At 41.3% G+C, this 15,531-nt stretch carries 15 protein-coding genes; 10 read left to right on the top strand and 5 right to left on the bottom strand.

The genetic code is table 11. The features are described 5' to 3' along the window. Window positions 1-49: 49 nt before the first annotated feature. Genes dnaN through rlmB form a run of 6 tightly spaced genes read left to right on the top strand, consistent with a single transcriptional unit; the run spans window position 50 to window position 6,628 of the window. The gene (gene dnaN, locus HMPREF9448_RS00330; protein ID WP_008860702.1) at window positions 50-1,177 is read left to right on the top strand and encodes a DNA polymerase III subunit beta; all 1,128 of its coding nucleotides are present in this window, start codon (window positions 50-52) and stop codon (window positions 1,175-1,177) included. A gap of 28 nt (window positions 1,178-1,205) precedes the next feature. Further along, window positions 1,206-2,006, top strand: coding sequence for a 3'-5' exonuclease (locus HMPREF9448_RS00325; protein WP_008860701.1), 801 nt, complete (start codon window positions 1,206-1,208; stop codon window positions 2,004-2,006). A 26-nt stretch (window positions 2,007-2,032) separates the two neighbouring features. Beyond that, on the top strand, window positions 2,033-3,241 hold the full coding sequence (gene coaBC, locus HMPREF9448_RS00320) for a bifunctional phosphopantothenoylcysteine decarboxylase/phosphopantothenate--cysteine ligase CoaBC (protein ID WP_008860700.1): 1,209 nt from the start codon (window positions 2,033-2,035) through the stop codon (window positions 3,239-3,241). A gap of 53 nt (window positions 3,242-3,294) precedes the next feature. Further along, window positions 3,295-4,194 (top strand): type IX secretion system protein PorD, encoded by a 900-nt coding sequence (gene porD, locus HMPREF9448_RS00315; protein ID WP_008860699.1) that lies wholly within the window; start codon window positions 3,295-3,297, stop codon window positions 4,192-4,194. A gap of 12 nt (window positions 4,195-4,206) precedes the next feature. Further along, complete coding sequence (recN, locus tag HMPREF9448_RS00310) at window positions 4,207-5,889, top strand: DNA repair protein RecN (protein WP_008860698.1); 1,683 nt, start codon at window positions 4,207-4,209, stop codon at window positions 5,887-5,889. After that, entirely contained in the window at window positions 5,876-6,628 is a 753-nt protein-coding gene (gene rlmB, locus HMPREF9448_RS00305; RefSeq protein WP_008860697.1) for a 23S rRNA (guanosine(2251)-2'-O)-methyltransferase RlmB, read from the top strand. The genes recN and rlmB overlap by 14 nt, the downstream gene beginning before the upstream one ends. A gap of 78 nt (window positions 6,629-6,706) precedes the next feature. Here rlmB and HMPREF9448_RS00300 read toward each other — a convergent pair whose 3' ends face one another. Further along, complete coding sequence (locus HMPREF9448_RS00300; RefSeq protein WP_008860696.1) at window positions 6,707-7,204, bottom strand: hypothetical protein; 498 nt, start codon at window positions 7,202-7,204, stop codon at window positions 6,707-6,709. 49 nt (window positions 7,205-7,253) lie between these two features. Further along, window positions 7,254-7,823 carry an N-acetylmuramoyl-L-alanine amidase gene (locus HMPREF9448_RS00295; RefSeq protein WP_008860695.1) on the bottom strand — a complete coding sequence of 190 codons (570 nt, stop codon included), beginning with the start codon at window positions 7,821-7,823 and terminating at the stop codon, window positions 7,254-7,256. A gap of 299 nt (window positions 7,824-8,122) precedes the next feature. On the opposite strand from HMPREF9448_RS00295, the gene HMPREF9448_RS00290 reads away from it, so the two are divergent. The 3 genes from HMPREF9448_RS00290 (at window position 8,123) to HMPREF9448_RS00280 (ending at window position 10,358) form a co-directional block, all read left to right on the top strand. Next, a complete protein-coding gene (locus tag HMPREF9448_RS00290; protein WP_008860694.1) occupies window positions 8,123-8,818 on the top strand; it encodes a hemerythrin domain-containing protein in 696 nt (231 codons plus the stop codon). Next, window positions 8,815-9,432, top strand: coding sequence for a response regulator transcription factor (locus HMPREF9448_RS00285; RefSeq protein WP_008860693.1), 618 nt, complete (start codon window positions 8,815-8,817; stop codon window positions 9,430-9,432). Before HMPREF9448_RS00290 ends, HMPREF9448_RS00285 begins: the two co-directional genes overlap by 4 nt. Window positions 9,433-9,575: 143 nt before the next feature. Then, complete coding sequence (locus HMPREF9448_RS00280) at window positions 9,576-10,358, top strand: Cof-type HAD-IIB family hydrolase (RefSeq protein WP_008860692.1); 783 nt, start codon at window positions 9,576-9,578, stop codon at window positions 10,356-10,358. A gap of 53 nt (window positions 10,359-10,411) precedes the next feature. Here the strand turns inward: HMPREF9448_RS00280 and HMPREF9448_RS00275 are convergent, their stop codons facing one another. The 3 genes from HMPREF9448_RS00275 to HMPREF9448_RS00265 form a co-directional block, all read right to left on the bottom strand. Beyond that, entirely contained in the window at window positions 10,412-12,277 is a 1,866-nt protein-coding gene (locus tag HMPREF9448_RS00275) for an alpha-L-fucosidase (protein ID WP_008860691.1), read from the bottom strand. A 180-nt stretch (window positions 12,278-12,457) separates the two neighbouring features. Next, window positions 12,458-13,174 carry a LytR/AlgR family response regulator transcription factor gene (locus tag HMPREF9448_RS00270; protein WP_008860690.1) on the bottom strand — a complete coding sequence of 239 codons (717 nt, stop codon included), beginning with the start codon at window positions 13,172-13,174 and terminating at the stop codon, window positions 12,458-12,460. After that, window positions 13,171-14,178 (bottom strand): sensor histidine kinase, encoded by a 1,008-nt coding sequence (locus HMPREF9448_RS00265; protein ID WP_008860689.1) that lies wholly within the window; start codon window positions 14,176-14,178, stop codon window positions 13,171-13,173. The genes HMPREF9448_RS00270 and HMPREF9448_RS00265 overlap by 4 nt, the downstream gene beginning before the upstream one ends. 243 nt (window positions 14,179-14,421) lie before the next feature. Here HMPREF9448_RS00265 and HMPREF9448_RS00260 point away from each other — a divergent pair, with 243 nt between their 5' ends. Further along, window positions 14,422-15,522 carry an efflux RND transporter periplasmic adaptor subunit gene (locus HMPREF9448_RS00260; protein WP_008860688.1) on the top strand — a complete coding sequence of 367 codons (1,101 nt, stop codon included), beginning with the start codon at window positions 14,422-14,424 and terminating at the stop codon, window positions 15,520-15,522. The last annotated feature ends 9 nt before the right edge of the window (window positions 15,523-15,531 follow it).

The following is a 15,531-nucleotide window of genomic DNA, read 5'->3' as shown; positions in this document are numbered from 1 at the left end:
AGAGCTATCGAGAGAATGTAGTGAAACAAATAAATAAAAAGATATATTTATGAAATTTATCGTATCCAGCACGTTGTTGCTATCGCATTTGCAAACTATTAGCCGAGTAATTAACTCGAAAAACTCGATGGCTATTCTCGACAACTTTTTATTTCGTCTCGAAGGAACTCGATTGTCTATGACGGCATCGGATCAGGAGACGACTATGACTACGGCTATCGATGTAATGGAAGCCGAGGGAGAGGGTGTTTTTGCTGTCAATGCGAAAATATTGCTCGAACCGTTGAAAGAGTTGCCCGATCAACCATTGACGTTTGAGATCGATGACAATAATTTGGAAATATTCCTCTACTTCCAGAACGGACGCTATAACTTTATCGGGGTGAATGGTGACGAGTATCCTACCAAAATGCCGATGGATTCTTCTGCGGTATCGTTTTCTGTCGAAGCTCAACAATTACTTAACGGTATAGGTTGCACGTTGTTCGCTACTGCCGAGGACGAACTTCGGCCAATTATGAATGGTATATTCATGGATATTTTTGAAGATAGCGTTTCTTTCGTCGCTTCCGATACACACAAACTGGTTCGGTTCAAAAATCAGGGCATTGCCCCCGGTGTACGGGCAGCGTTTATACTACCGAAAAAACCGGCCAATTTGTTGAAGGCTATACTCCCGAAAGAGAGTGGAAAGGTAGAGTTGGCTTTTGATTCGAAAAATGCATGCTTCAAACTTTCGGATTTTGTTTTGAATTGCCGGCTTATCGAGGGTAATTATCCCAATTATAACTCGGTTATTCCGACGAATAATCCCAATCGTTTAATTATCGACCGCGCTTTGTTTGTCAACGTTTTGCGTCGTGTATCCGTATTTGCCGATGCTGCTTTGGGATTGGCTAAATTACAACTGAAAAACGGGGAGTTGGTCGTATCTACCGAGAATAAGGACTACTCGATTTCGGCAGAGGAAAAAGTGGCATGCAATTATACCGGCGACGATTTGACTATTGGATTTAAAGCTTCGTTTTTGATAGAAATCTTGAATAATATATCGGCAACCGAGGTACTCGTAGAACTTTCGGATCCGACTCGCGCCGGGGTGATCCTGCCGCTGGAAAATAAAGAAAATGAAGATTTGTTGATGCTGTTAATGCCGATGATGCTCAGCGATTTTTAATAAAGCCTAAGCGATTGAATAACAGAAGATGAATTTGAACTTAAAGAATCCGCTTGTCTTTTTCGACTTGGAAACGACCGGAACGAATATAACGACCGACCGAATTATAGAGTTGGCTTATGTAAAGGTGTTTCCGAACGGAAAAACAGAAGAAAAAGATATTTATATCAATCCGGGAATGCCCATTCCTCCGGCTTCGACGGCCGTTCACCATATTACGGACGAAATGGTGGCCGATAAGCCGTTGTTCAAAGATGTGGCGCGGAATATTGCGAAGGTGTTCGAGGGAGCCGATATTGCCGGATTTAACTCCAATCGTTTTGATGTTCCTCTACTTATAGAAGAGTTGTTGAGAGCCGGGGTCAATCTCGATATATCGAAAAGGAAGTTTGTCGATGTACAAACTATCTATCATATCATGGAGCCTCGCACGTTAAAAGCCGCTTACAAATTCTATTGTGGAGCGCCGTTGGTCGATGCCCATTCGGCTTTGGCCGATACGCGGGCGACTTATGAGGTGTTTAAGGCTCAGCTCGACCGTTATACGGAGGAGATGAAAGAAGAGTATGAAGGAAAGTATCTCACGAACGATATAGACTCGTGGGTATCGTTTTCGACTCAAAATAGAAATGTAGATTTCGCAGGGCGTATTATTCTTAATGAGTACGATGTGGCTGTATTTAATTTCGGGAAATACAAAGGGCGTTCCGTCGAGGAAGTTTTCCAATTAGAACCGAGTTATTACAGTTGGATGATGCAGGGTGATTTCCCGTTGAATACGAAAAACGTCATAACTGAAATATATACTCGCGCACGCCGGCGTTTCTAAATTGCGTAAAAAATAGAGCTTCAACGATGTTGAAAGGAAAACATATCATATTGGGTATTACGGGTAGTATAGCCGCGTATAAAGCAGCCTATTTACTGCGTCTGCTGATAAAGCGGGGAGCCGAAGTACAAGTGGTAATGACTCCCTCGGGGAAAGAATTCATTACGCCGGTTACCTTGTCTTCGCTGAGCGGCAAGCCTGTGGTTAGTGAGTTTTTTACGGCCAATACCGGCGAATGGCATAGCCACGTCGATTTGGGGCTTTGGGCAGATGCTTTGCTCATTGCACCGGCCACGGCTGCGACAATCGGTAAGATGGCCAACGGGATAGCCGATAATATGCTTGTTACGACTTATCTGTCTTGTAAAGCTCCTGTTTTTGTGGCTCCGGCAATGGATTTGGATATGTATGCCCATGCTTCGACACAACGTAATTTGGATATGTTGAGGTCATATGGAAATCATATCATAGAACCGGCTACCGGTGAGTTAGCCAGTCATCTTACCGGCAAAGGACGTATGGAAGAACCCGAGAAGATAGTCGAAATACTCGATCGTTTTTTTGAAACTTCTAAGCCGCTTTCCGGGAAAAAAGTCTTGATTACAGCGGGACCTACTTACGAGAAAATCGATCCGGTGCGTTTTATCGGTAACTACTCGTCTGGGAAAATGGGATTTGCCCTTGCAGAAGCCTGTGCCGAGGCGGGAGCCGAAGTTATGTTGGTTGCTGGCCCGGTGAGTCTGAAAACGAATCATTCATCGATCGACCGTATCGATGTCGAGTCTGCCGAAGAAATGTATAGGGCTGTGCTATCCGAGTACGACCGGTCGGATATAGCGATTATGTGTGCGGCCGTCGCCGATTATGCTCCCGAAACGGTAAGCGATGTGAAATTGAAACGAACAGGGGAAGACCGGATTCTTCGGCTTCGACCGAATCCCGATATAGCGGCAGAGTTGGGACGAAGAAAAAGACCCGGACAGTGTTTGGTGGGTTTTGCTCTCGAAACCAATGACGAGGAAATGAATGCCCGTTTGAAGATGGAGAAAAAGAATCTTGATTTTATCGTTTTGAATTCATTGCGGGATGCGGGTGCGGGATTTCAGTGTGATACGAATAAAGTAACTGTTATCGGTAAGCAGGGAGAACCGATGGAGATTCCGTGTAAGCCCAAGATCGAGGTTGCTGCCGATATTGTCGATATTATCGGCCGTTATGTGTCGGAGGATCGTTGAATCTTAAACGGTAGAAACTCCTCCATTTGAGTGTCTTGAATAAGAGAGATGATATGAAAAGAAATGTCTTGTATTTTTTACTTCTCCTCCTTCCTTACCTGTCAGTTGCACAGGAGTTAAATTGTCGTGTAGAGGTGAATAGTGACCAGATACAGGGCACGAATAAAGAGGTGTTTACGACTTTAAAGGAAGCTATAACCGAGTATATTAACGATAGAAAATGGTCTACGGCCCAAATTTCGCCGGTCGAACGGATAGATTGCTCCATGCTTTTTACCGTTAAGGAATATACCGATAATCGGTTTGTCTGCGAGTTGCAAGTGCAATCGCGGCGTCCGGTATATAACAGTTCCTATACGACGACACTCATCAATTTCAAAGATACCAAAGTAGAGTTCAATTATCAGCAATACGAACCGCTTGTATTTTCCGAGACAAGTATAGAGAGTAATCTCACGGCTGTTATCAATTTCTATGTTTACATGATTCTCGGAGTCGATTTCGACAGTTTCTCGCCTATGGGGGGAACTCCATTCTACGAATTGGCGCATCAAGTGGTGAATCTGGGACAATCTTCTATGGAAGCCGGGTGGAAGGCTTTCGAAGATACCCGTAATCGTCATGCTTTATTATCGGCGTTTATCGAGCAGAGCACTGCCGGATTTCGACAGTTATGGTATGACTATCATCGAGGCGGTTTGGACGAAATGGCTTTGAGTGTAGATAAAGGACGGGCAAAAATAACCGATGCTATACAGCAATTACAGAAAGTATACGAAGCTGCACCGATGTCGGTACTCATTCCTTTATTTAAAGATGCGAAACTCGATGAATTGGTAAATGTGTATTCAAAAGCTCCGGTTTCGGAAAAAGAATCGGTATATGAAACGTTGAGCGGTATCTATCCTACCGAGAATACGATACTCGAGAAAATACGTCAGACAGAAAGATAAAGTGTAGTTACTATGATCAAGAAATTGAGTATTCGCAATTATACGCTTATCGATGAACTCAATATTGAATTTAACTCGGGTTTTTCGGTGATAACAGGTGAAACGGGGGCCGGTAAATCTATCATATTAGGTGCATTGTCGTTGATATTGGGGCAGCGTGCCGATTTGAAATCATTGAAACGTACCGATGAAAAGTCGGTAATAGAAGGTCTTTTCGATATATCGTCGTATCATCTGCAATCTTTTTTTGAAGAGAACGAACTGGACTATGATGCTAAGGAGTGTATTTTGAGAAGAGAGATTCTTCCGTCGGGCAAGTCGAGGGCTTTTATCAATGATACGCCGGTTTCTGTGACTCAGTTGAAATCATTAGGAGAACAGCTTATCGATATACATTCTCAGCATCAGAATCTTTTGTTGGCCGATTCTCATTTTCAGTTACGTGTCGTCGATACGATGGCCGGAAATTTTAGTTTATTGTCCGATTATCAACGGGAGTATCGTTTGTGGCGTGAATTATTGAGAGAATATGCTCGATTGCAAAATGAAAATCGATTAGGTAGGGAAGAAGAAGATTACTTGCGGTATCAGTTGTCCCAGTTAGAGGAGGCACAATTGAAAGAAGGAGAGCAAGAAGAATTGGAGGTAGAGCAGCAAACGTTGCAACATGCCGAGGAAATAAAGGGCGAGTTGGCGGCTATTCAGGGATATTTGCATGGAGAAGAGACTGGTGTTGTTCCTCTCCTGAATGCAGCATTGTCCAAAATGAAATCTCTCTCCCGGTTATACCCCGAAATCGATGAGTTGGTGGGACGGATTGAATCGGATTATATCGATTTGAAAGATATAGCTTCGTCGGTCGATCATTCCCAAGATAGCCTGAGTGTAGATCCCGACCGATTGTCTTGGGTTGAAAATCGTCTGGATATTTACTACTCTTTGCAGCAGAAGCATAGGGTGAGTACGACCGTTGAATTGTTGGCTCTAAGAGATTCTTTTGCCGATAAGTTGACCCGTATCGAAAATTACGATGAGGAACTGTCGGAGCTAAGGAGAAAAATCGAGGTGCAGGAGAGAAGGGTGAGTGAGCTTGTCGGCAAACTTTCGTCGGAACGGAGAAAAGCTGCCGATCAAATATCCCGAACGTTGACTGAAAGGGTGAAACCTTTGGGGATGCCGAATCTGCGGTTCGAAATAGAAATTTCTCCTCGTCAGCAATATGACGAAAATGGAGGTGATATTATTCGTTTTTTGTTTTCTGCCAATAAAAATCAACCGTTACAATCGGTATCCGAGGTCGCTTCTGGTGGAGAAATATCGAGATTGATGCTTTCGTTGAAAGCTCTCATTGCTCATGCTATGGCATTACCCTCGATTGTTTTTGACGAGGTCGATACGGGTGTGTCGGGAGAGATTGCCGATAAGATGGCCGGAATTATGAGGGAGATGGCCGAGTGCATGCAGGTGATCAGTATCACTCATCTGCCGCAGGTCGCTTCTCTGGGACAAACGCATTATCGGGTTTATAAAAGTGATACGGAAACATCGACAGCCACTCATTTGATTAAGTTATCGGAAAAAGAGAGGATCGAGGAAATTGCTCGTATGCTGAGTGGTTCCTCTTTGACAGCTGCGGCTTTGGATAATGCTCGTGAATTATTGAAACGTAATGACTTGAAAGATGGAAAAAAATGAAATGATTTTTGGCATCCGAGCTGTAATAGAAGCAGTGGAAGCCGGAAAGGAAATAGATAAGATTCTGATAAAGAAAGACCTTCAAGGCGATTTGGCGAAAGAACTTTTCGATTTGATAAAAGGTCGTGGATTTTTCGTTCAGCGTGTACCGATCGAACGATTGAACCGGATTACCCGCAAAAATCATCAAGGAGTGATCGCTTTTATCTCGGCGGTGTCGTATCAGCGGTTGGGAGATATAATCCCTTCTTTGTTCGAGGAGGGGAAGGTTCCATTCATTGTTCTTCTCGATGGAATTACCGATGTACGTAATTTTGGAGCGATTGCTCGAACGTGTGAATGTACAGGCGTAGATGCCATTGTGTTACCCGAACGGGGAAGTGTCAGTGTGAATGCCGATGCGGTAAAAACTTCGGCGGGAGCTTTGTTGCATATCCCTGTTTGTCGGGAGCGCTCGATACATAGTGCTATTCGTTATTTGAAAGATAGCGGGATTAAAGTGGTCGCTGCTTCTGAGAAGGCTGTTACGAATTACACACGGGTGGATTATACGGTTCCCGTAGCAGTGGTTATGGGTGCTGAGGATACAGGGGTCGATGCCGATAATTTACGTTTGTGCGACGAGATGGTGGCTATCCCTCAGGTTGGGAACATCGGTTCGCTCAATGTTTCTGTGGCAGCGGGCGTCATGATGTATGAAGTGGTTAGACAAAGATTTAGCGGTGATTCAGTTTTTTGATTTATAGAGAAGAAGGAATAAAGTTTTACAAATAATAAACTTCATTCCTTCTTCTCTATAAGCCTAAAACATCGTATTTTACTTTTTATTCTTAACGGTTTTTAATCTGTAATGCTCTGGTTTAGCTGGGGTATTCATTTGGTCGTCAAGAATAACGACCGTTGTATCGCTTTCTACCCACAAATTGACGGTTTGATTCGATCCGCTGTCGGGGACTAGCTTGTAAACTTTGGCTGCTTTATCTTTTTTAGTCCCTTTATGTGATAGCTTTTTCCCTTTACTGTTTATTTTTTTTCCGCTTTTCCCATCGGCTGTTATATAGGTTGTTGTCATTTGGTATACGCCATTGACACTGTCTATCTTTTGGGTAATGATTACCAAGTAGTCCATACTGTCTTTTTTCCCGGAAGCTGTCGGTACTGTACCTTCATAAGCGAATACATCTACCAGCCCGGTCGAGTCGGTTCCTACGATTTCTACGGCTTCGCCTTCGCCGGTCATCTGATTTTGTTTATTGTTTGACTGGCAAGCGATAAGAGCTGCCACGGCGAATAATGTAAAAACAAATTTTTTCATATCGTTATATATTGGTTTTTCCCTATAACATGTCGAAGCAATAAAAAGTTTACCCGAGTTGATAAAATCGCCTCAAAATTGTTTGAATAGATTCTGCGTGCCAACGGGCTATTTTTTCTCGTCCGCATTCCGATAGAAGTATTTTGCAATCTTCGTAGTTATCCATAAAAAGGTTTTCGGTGAGAAGCGCGGGGCAAACAGATTCTCTTAATATACAGAAATTCTCTTCTTTACAACCTCGAAAACGAAGTTCGGGAAAATGATTTTTCCAGAGGTCTCGAAATATTTCGGCGTATGATTTGCTTTTGTGACTACCTGAATAGGTAAACACTTCTCCACCGCTTCCTCCACCGGCATTCGCATGGATAGAGATAAGTAAACAATCACTTTGTTTGGCGATCGTATTGGCCCGTTTGCAGCGTTCCGATAAAGAAATATCTTCTTTTTCGGGTACTAATCGGACACAAGAGATACCGGCCTTTTTCAATAGAATTTCTATTCGGGATACGATGTCGCGGTTAAACTCCCATTCGAATAGTTGACTACCGTCGGGCCATATAGGAGACCTCTTTCCTGGTGTGTCGTATCCGTGCCCGTTGTCTAAAAGAATTTTTACCATAGTTCGATTTTATTTGGGTGGACAAATTTAGGGGGCTAAATGTTTATATTTATGGCATAATGATATACAGTAACAACAATTAGGTATGGCAAAGCACTTATTTCACTTAAAAAGGGGATTGTATAACTCTTGGGAATGCTGTTCCTTTGTCATGTCGAAACAATGATATTTCGCTATATTTGTAGAATATAGGATGCGGTTCGGTAGAGTCAAATCGGAAATGAGGTTTCCGTTTGCCTTTGCGCTCACCTTTGGTTATATTTGTATTTCAATGATACAAAAAAGTAAAAGAAAAAAAGATGTATAAACTCGGAGCATATAATCAGAATAACCGAATGAGCGATTTGGTTTGTGACAATTACCCTGTGTTGTTAGTCATGAGCCGTTTCGGCATCGCGTTGGGTTTCGGCGATAAAAGTATCGGGGAGGTTTGTCGGGAAAATGGCGTACATACCGAAACATTTTTGGCCGTAGTTAATTTATTGTTAGACGAGGGTGATGTCGATGACTATAAAAATGTTATATCTGCCGGGGCTTTATTGGAGTATTTACATAATTCTCACGACTATTTTCTGAATTTCAGATTACCGGCTATTCGTTGTAATCTATTGAATGCGATAGATGGAGGAGAGAAAGATATTTCTATTGCAATTCTCCGGTTTTTCGATGAGTATGTAGCCGAGGTTCAGAAACACATGCGGTATGAAGAGAGTACTGTTTTTCCTTATGTAAACTCTTTATTGGCAGGTGTAAAGCCCGATATGTACAGTATTGCGATATTTCGAAAACGACACGATCAGGTTGAAGCGAAATTGACCGAACTGAAAAATATATTGATAAAATATTATCCGGCATCGAGTAGTAATGAGCTGAATAGCGTGTTGTTCGATATATTTACATGCGAACAAGATTTAGCTTCGCATAATTATATAGAGGATTATCTTTTTATTCCGGTCATTCAAACGCTGGAATATAATATAGAAAGAAAAAAATGAAGCCTGTATTAAAAGTCGTCATAGCAGAACCTTCATTGATTATCCGTAAGGGATTATTGACTGTGTTGAAAAAACTGTCGACTCTCAATATCGAAGCGGCCGAAGTTGCCGATATGCAGCAGCTCCCAGCATTATTGTCGTGGCGTAGGCCAGATATATTGATTATAGATCCGGGATTGGCAGGTATATCGTCTATTATACAATTTAAGAAGAGCCTTGAAGGTCTCTCATTGAAATGCATTGCTTTACAGCATTCTTTGGCAGATGCTTCGGTTTTAAAAATGTATGATGGAGTCATCTCGGTGTACGATTCGGCAGAGCAGATTAAGGAAACGTTTGAATCGATGGTGCAGACTTCTTCTGAAAAAGAAGAACGACAAGAACCGCTCACCGAGAGAGAAAAAGAGATTATTATAGGCGTTGTGAAAGGAATGACCAATAAGCAGATCGCTGAAAAATTGTGTTTGTCTGCCCATACAGTCATAACCCATAGGAGAAACATCGCAGGGAAATTGCAAATACATAGTCCGGCTGGATTGACGATTTATGCCATAGTGAATAAATTTGTGGATATCAATGATATAAAAGATTCTATTTATAGCCGTGAGGAGTGATTACTTCGTTATATAAGTTATTTGATGTTGTTTTTGGGAAAATCCGCCTAACCAATAGGCGGATTTTTTCATGGTGATAAATGGTAGGAAGTTGGTATGATGTAAATTTGTTTCGACTATCTTTGCATTATAAAAAAGAAAGAATGATTAAAGCCCTGTTTTTCGATATTGACGGTACGCTTGTGAGTTTTCATACTCATCGTATTCCTCGTTCTACGGTAGAATCGTTGGAGAAAGCTAAAAAGAAAGGATTGAAAATCTTTATCTCTACGGGACGACCTTTGACTTATATCAATAATCTCGATGATATCAAAAGCCTTATTGATGGATATATTACTACGAATGGTGCTTATATATTGGTCGGAGATAAGGTAATCGCTTGCCATACAATTCCCAAAGAAGATGTTTGTGCAATGATGAAATTTTCCGATGAGCGGAAATTCCCGTGTATATTGGTGGGAGAATCGGCAGCTCTGGTCTATAACACGACTCGAGAAATCGAAGAATTTTTCCATCGGTTGCTCGATTTGAACAATATCTCCGGTAATATCTCTTTGAGTGCTCTTTTGCAACAACGCATTATACAGATGACACCGATTATTACAGCCGAGGAAGAGGCAGAGATTATGCCTTGTTTACCTTCTTGTGAGTCCAGTCGGTGGTATCCTGCTTTTGCCGATGTAACCGCTAAGGGAGTAGATAAAGGAAAGGGGGTGAAATCGGTTGCGAAATATTGTGGTTTTTCCATAAGTGAAGTAATGGCATTTGGCGATGGAGGAAACGATACCAATATGTTGAAAGTCGCGGGTATTGGTGTCGCTATGGGTAATGCCGGAAATTCGCTAAAAAAGGTAGCCGATTATGTGACAACTTCTGTCGACGACGATGGTATAAAACGAGCTTTGGAGTATTTTCATGTAATATAAAAACCGCCCGATTTTATATTATCGGGCGGTTTTCTATATATGATCGGTTGTTTTTACGGTATTACCACACTAAACTCAGCGATAGAGGTCTTTTGGTTTCCGTTTATCTCTTCGATGGGTTCTAATTTCAAGTATCTTGTTTCCAAGACTTTCCCGAATGTGACGAATTGAGGAATAGGATTGTTCTTTATGTTGCTGAATTCACCGTTAAGTATAATGCCTTTCCATTCTTTTCCGTCGTTACTTTGATACAAATTATAGTGGAAAATAGTCCCATCGGTATTCCCTTCTTGTACCGGTGTGTAACAGAACCCTTTTATGCTTCGTATTTTTCCGAGATCGATGAGGATAGGAGAAAGACCGTCGCTGTAAATAGCAGTCTCGATTTTTTTGTCAATAGCTTCTACTGCTTCTTTATCTCCGATAAGACACTCTTGGGGAGTGAAAACCGAATTTTGTGCTTCTTCTGATTTTTCTATAATAGGGTTTGCATAGAATATTCCGGTTCGTAATATGGAGAAATCGGCTCTTGTCCGATTAATAGTCACTCTTAATTTGTCGGCGATAACATCGTCGAATCTCACCAGTCGTTTATATCCTATTGTTGTGCCTTCGGAGATTTTTTCCCATACTCCGTTTATCGAAGCCTCTACGGTAAATGCTTCAATTCGTTGTCCGTTCTGTATATCCTCTTGCAGTAAGAGTGTATTCACGGGAGTCGTAGCCGTTATATTTATCTCGAAGGAATCGCCCTCTTTCCCGGTAATTTTTTCGTGAGAAGTTTTTCCATAATCGGTTGCAAATGTATGGCTTATATATTGAGCCAGTTCTTGCAGCCGTTTGGCGTCGTTTTCATGAATCAACCCCCTTGTGTCGGGAGGAATATTGAGCAGTAAAACAGAATTGTATCCTACCGATTTGAAATAGATGTCCACCAATGTAGAAAGCGATTTTACCTTATCGTCTTCTTCCCGATGATAGAACCAGCCCGGACGAATCGATACATCGACTTCCGACGGGTACCAAAATAATTCGGTCGCTTGTTCTAAAAGGGCTCGACTGCCGAGGTCTTCCGATTTGTTTTTTAAACCTAATACGGTGTTAATACTGTCTGAACGGGAATATATACCGGGAACAAGAGCCGTTGCGCTCCATTCGGTTTCCCGCCCATATCCTTTTTCGTTTCCTACCCATCTTACGTCGTCTCCCATGATAGCCATGACAGCGTTGGGTTGTAACTTTTGTATGGTTTTATAGAACTGATCCCAGTCATATTCTTGTTTTTTACCATTAGGACCTTCACCGCAAGCACCGTCGAACCAAACTTCGTGTATCTCTCCGTAGTTTGAGAGCAACTCGGTAAGTTGTTCGATGAAAAATTTATTGTATTCGGGCGAGTTTCCATAGCAAGATGCATTTCTGTCCCACGGAGATAGGTAAACACCGAATTTGAGACCATATTTGTCGCAAGCCTCTTTCATCTCTTTGACTACATCGCCTTTTCCATCTTTCCAGGGTGATGAAGCGACCGAGTGACTGGTTGTAGCAGTGGGCCATAAACAAAAACCGTCGTGATGTTTGGCTGTGAGAATCGCCATTTTAAATCCGGCATCTTTCAGCGTTTTTACCCATTGTTCGGCATCTAACTGAGTGGGGTTAAAAAGTTTGGGATCTTCCTTCCCGTCTCCCCATTCCCGATTGGTCAAGGTGTTTATACCGAAGTGTAGAAATGCGGTCAGTTCCAACTGTTGCCATGCTAGTTGTTGAGGTGTAGGTGTCAGGTGTGCTGCCATTTCGACTTTTTGTTCGATTGTCGAGCCTTCGGGAAAAACGAGATGTTTTTCGTAATATTGTTTTTTGTTTGACTGACAACCTGCGAATAGAGCACAAATAGTGAGAAAAACACATGTATTTTTCATTGGGTATAAATAATTAGTTTCCGTACAAAGATAATGATTCTATACAAAAAATAAAATACCTGTAAAATGTATGCTTTTGTTATAAAAAAGATAATGAGCGTTTAATAGGTGCATATCAGATTTTATTCGCTTATTCCATAGTAGTTTCCGTTTCCTCGTTCCGTATTTTACCTTGTATTCTTATGGGTTTGGAAAAATATGCCCGGAATTTTGGGAGATAAGTGTGTCATATATGTGATTAGCGTAAAGTCTTCCTATGGGGAGAAATATTTCTTTCCCGATAAGTTTTATTTTTTTCTTGGAAAACATTTCGATTTTTTCGATAGGTACGATATATGAACGGTGAATGCGGAGAAAATTTTCTTCGGGCAAAATTTCTTGAATCGTTTTCATGTTCGTTCGGGACAGTATGTATCCTCCGTTTTCCCGGAAAATTTTAGTATAGTTTTCCATCGCTTCGATATATAGAATGTCATTAATGGGAATTGTTACGTTAGCATATTCTTGTTTGATAACGATATTCTCGGGGACTTTTTCTGTCTCTATTCTGCGAATGGCTTTCTCGACAGCTTTTTTAAATCTTTCGTAAGCAAACGGTTTGTGTAGGAAATCTACGGCATCGAGGTCGAATCCGTTGAGTGCGTATTGAGCATGTGCAGTGGTGAATATAAAGCAACACTCTCTGGGTAGAGCGTGAGCGATATCCAGTCCGTTGATACTATTCATTTCTATATCGAGGAAAACCAAATCGGGTTTGTGTCGTTTGATCTCTTCCAACCCAATACGAGGTTCGCTGAATGTCGAAAGATCCAAATTTCCAAACCGCTCACAAAATTGAGTGATGACAAGTAAAGCAAGGGGCTCGTCGTCAATAGCTATACAAGAAAATTTTTTCATTGTAGTCGAATAGTTAGTCTGATTTTATATTGTCGGTTTTCTTGGACAGTCGTTAAATTAAAGCGACCCGGATAGAGCAATTCTAATCGCTTGCGGCAATTTTCGATGCCGATAGCAGGGGTCTTTTCCTTTTTTTCTTTCATGACCGTATTTTCTGTTTCGAAAAGGAGTTGTCCGTTTTTCACTATAATTCTGATGAGTACAGTGCAATCTATATCGGAAGATGTACCGTATTTAAAAGCGTTTTCCACGAATGTAATAAGAATCATAGGAGGAATTGGAGCTTGGTCATCGTCGGTTTGCGTTTTGAAAGAAATGTGGGTATGTTTATTTAGTCTGAGAGCTTGTAAATCGACATATTGGCGAATATAATCTATCTCGTTACAAACGGGAATGGTTTCTGATGTAGTTTGTGCATACATATATTTGAGAATGTTGGAGAATTGAATGAATGCCGATTCTGTTTTATCGGATTTGGTCAATACCAAACCATATAATGCATTGAGTGTATTGAATAGAAAATGAGGATTGATTTGTGCCTTGTAAAGAGCCAATTCCGCTTTATTCTTTTCTGCTTCGATTTCTTGTTTGGACAGAATTTGGCGAAATAGTTCGAATGTCAGTTCTATGGCGAGACTGAATCCGGTGACGATGAGAAAGAAAAACCATACGGTTTGTGTTCGCATGTGCTGTCGTATACCCAAGTCCAGAGAAGAAGTGGAAAACTTGTCTTTTGGAATAGGTATCTGGCTGAGTCCCCATGTGATTATCAATAGAGCCGCTATAAGAAAAAAAACTTGTCCGAATTTATGTCTTAAAAAAAGTGAGGGTATGTTGGCTTTGCGGTAAGTAAAATAAAGGGCATATAAGTAAACGATCAATGTTAACATGAAATAGGTGTGGTGTATGATCCATTTTTCCACAGGAGCTAACATGATAATCACTGGTAGTATAACCAAACAAAAAAGTAAATCTATGTATGTACTGATACGAGTCTGCCTCATATTTTCATTTATGTGTCGGTTTATATTGAAGGGAGAGTAGTCGTTGAAAAATTTCTTTTATGACAAAGGTAGAGCTTTCTTGTGAATTTGTCAATTGTCATCATTTGCTGTTCGGCATCACTTTTTAGTCGTTTATCAATACATGTTTATCTGGTAGCAATATAATTTATAAATTTGAGAATTACTTTTCGGGGTAACGAAGATTAATCGCAAATTAAATAATCATCACATAAAACAGTAAAAATGAAACAATTTATTATTGCTATGGCTGTATTGTCTATGCTCTCGGCATGTAAAGAATCCCAACGAAGAGAAGGCACAGCAATGTACAAAACAATTACCGTAGAACCGACAAATAGGACTTTAAAGTCGGGATATACGGCGACACTGCGTGGACGCCAATTTGTAGAAGTACGTCCGCAAGTAAGCGGAATTATTACCGAAATAAAGATAAACGAAGGTGATGCCGTTCATAAGGGACAAACACTTTTTATCATAGATCAAGTGCCTTATAAAGCAGCTCTTGAAACTGCTGTGGCTAATGTGAAAAGTGCCGAAGCCAAGTTGGCTACGGCTCGACTTTCTGCTGAAAGCAAGGCCGAACTTTTTAAAGAACAGGTCGTTTCTGAATTTGATCTTCAAACGGCAAAAAATGAATTAGCCGAAGCAGAAGCGGCTTTGGCCCAAGCGAAAGCACAAGAAACAAATGCTCGTAACGATCTTTCATATACAGAGGTTAAAAGTCCGGTAGACGGTGTTGCTAGTATGATTCCTTATCGGGTGGGGGCTTTGGTGAGTAGTACTATTTCCGAACCTTTGGTATCGGTGTCTGACGATCAAGAAGTGTATGCCTATTTTTCCATGTCGGAGAATCAAATTCTCGACTTGCTTCAACAATATGGTTCTCTGCAAAAGGCGATGTCGCAAATGCCTGACGTAGAACTTACATTGAGCAATGGTAAGGCTTATGTACAACAGGGTAAGATTGATGCCATTAGTGGAACCGTCGATGAAAGTACCGGAGCAATCAGTTTGCGAGCCTCTTTCTCGAATCCTGACGGATTGTTACGTAACGGTGGAAGCGGGACGGTTCTTATTCCTACGGTAAGAAAAAATTGTATCGTTATTCCTCAGACGGCCACTTATGAGTTACAAAATCGGGTATTCGTTTACAAAGTTGTTGAAGGAAAGGCGAAATCTGCTCCGGTCGAGGTATTTAAATTGAATAACGGTACAGAGTATATCGTAGAATCGGGTCTTAATTCGGGAGATGTCATTATTGCCGAAGGAGCCGGATTAGTACGAGAGGGAACGATAATAGAAAGTCAGACGACCCAAGAATAACGTGTTGCC

Source organism: Barnesiella intestinihominis YIT 11860 (assembly GCF_000296465.1).
GTDB classification, from domain to species: Bacteria; Bacteroidota; Bacteroidia; order Bacteroidales; family Barnesiellaceae; genus Barnesiella; species Barnesiella intestinihominis.
Note: the sequence above shows the minus strand (reverse complement) of the source record. Positions and strands in the feature narration are given on the sequence as shown.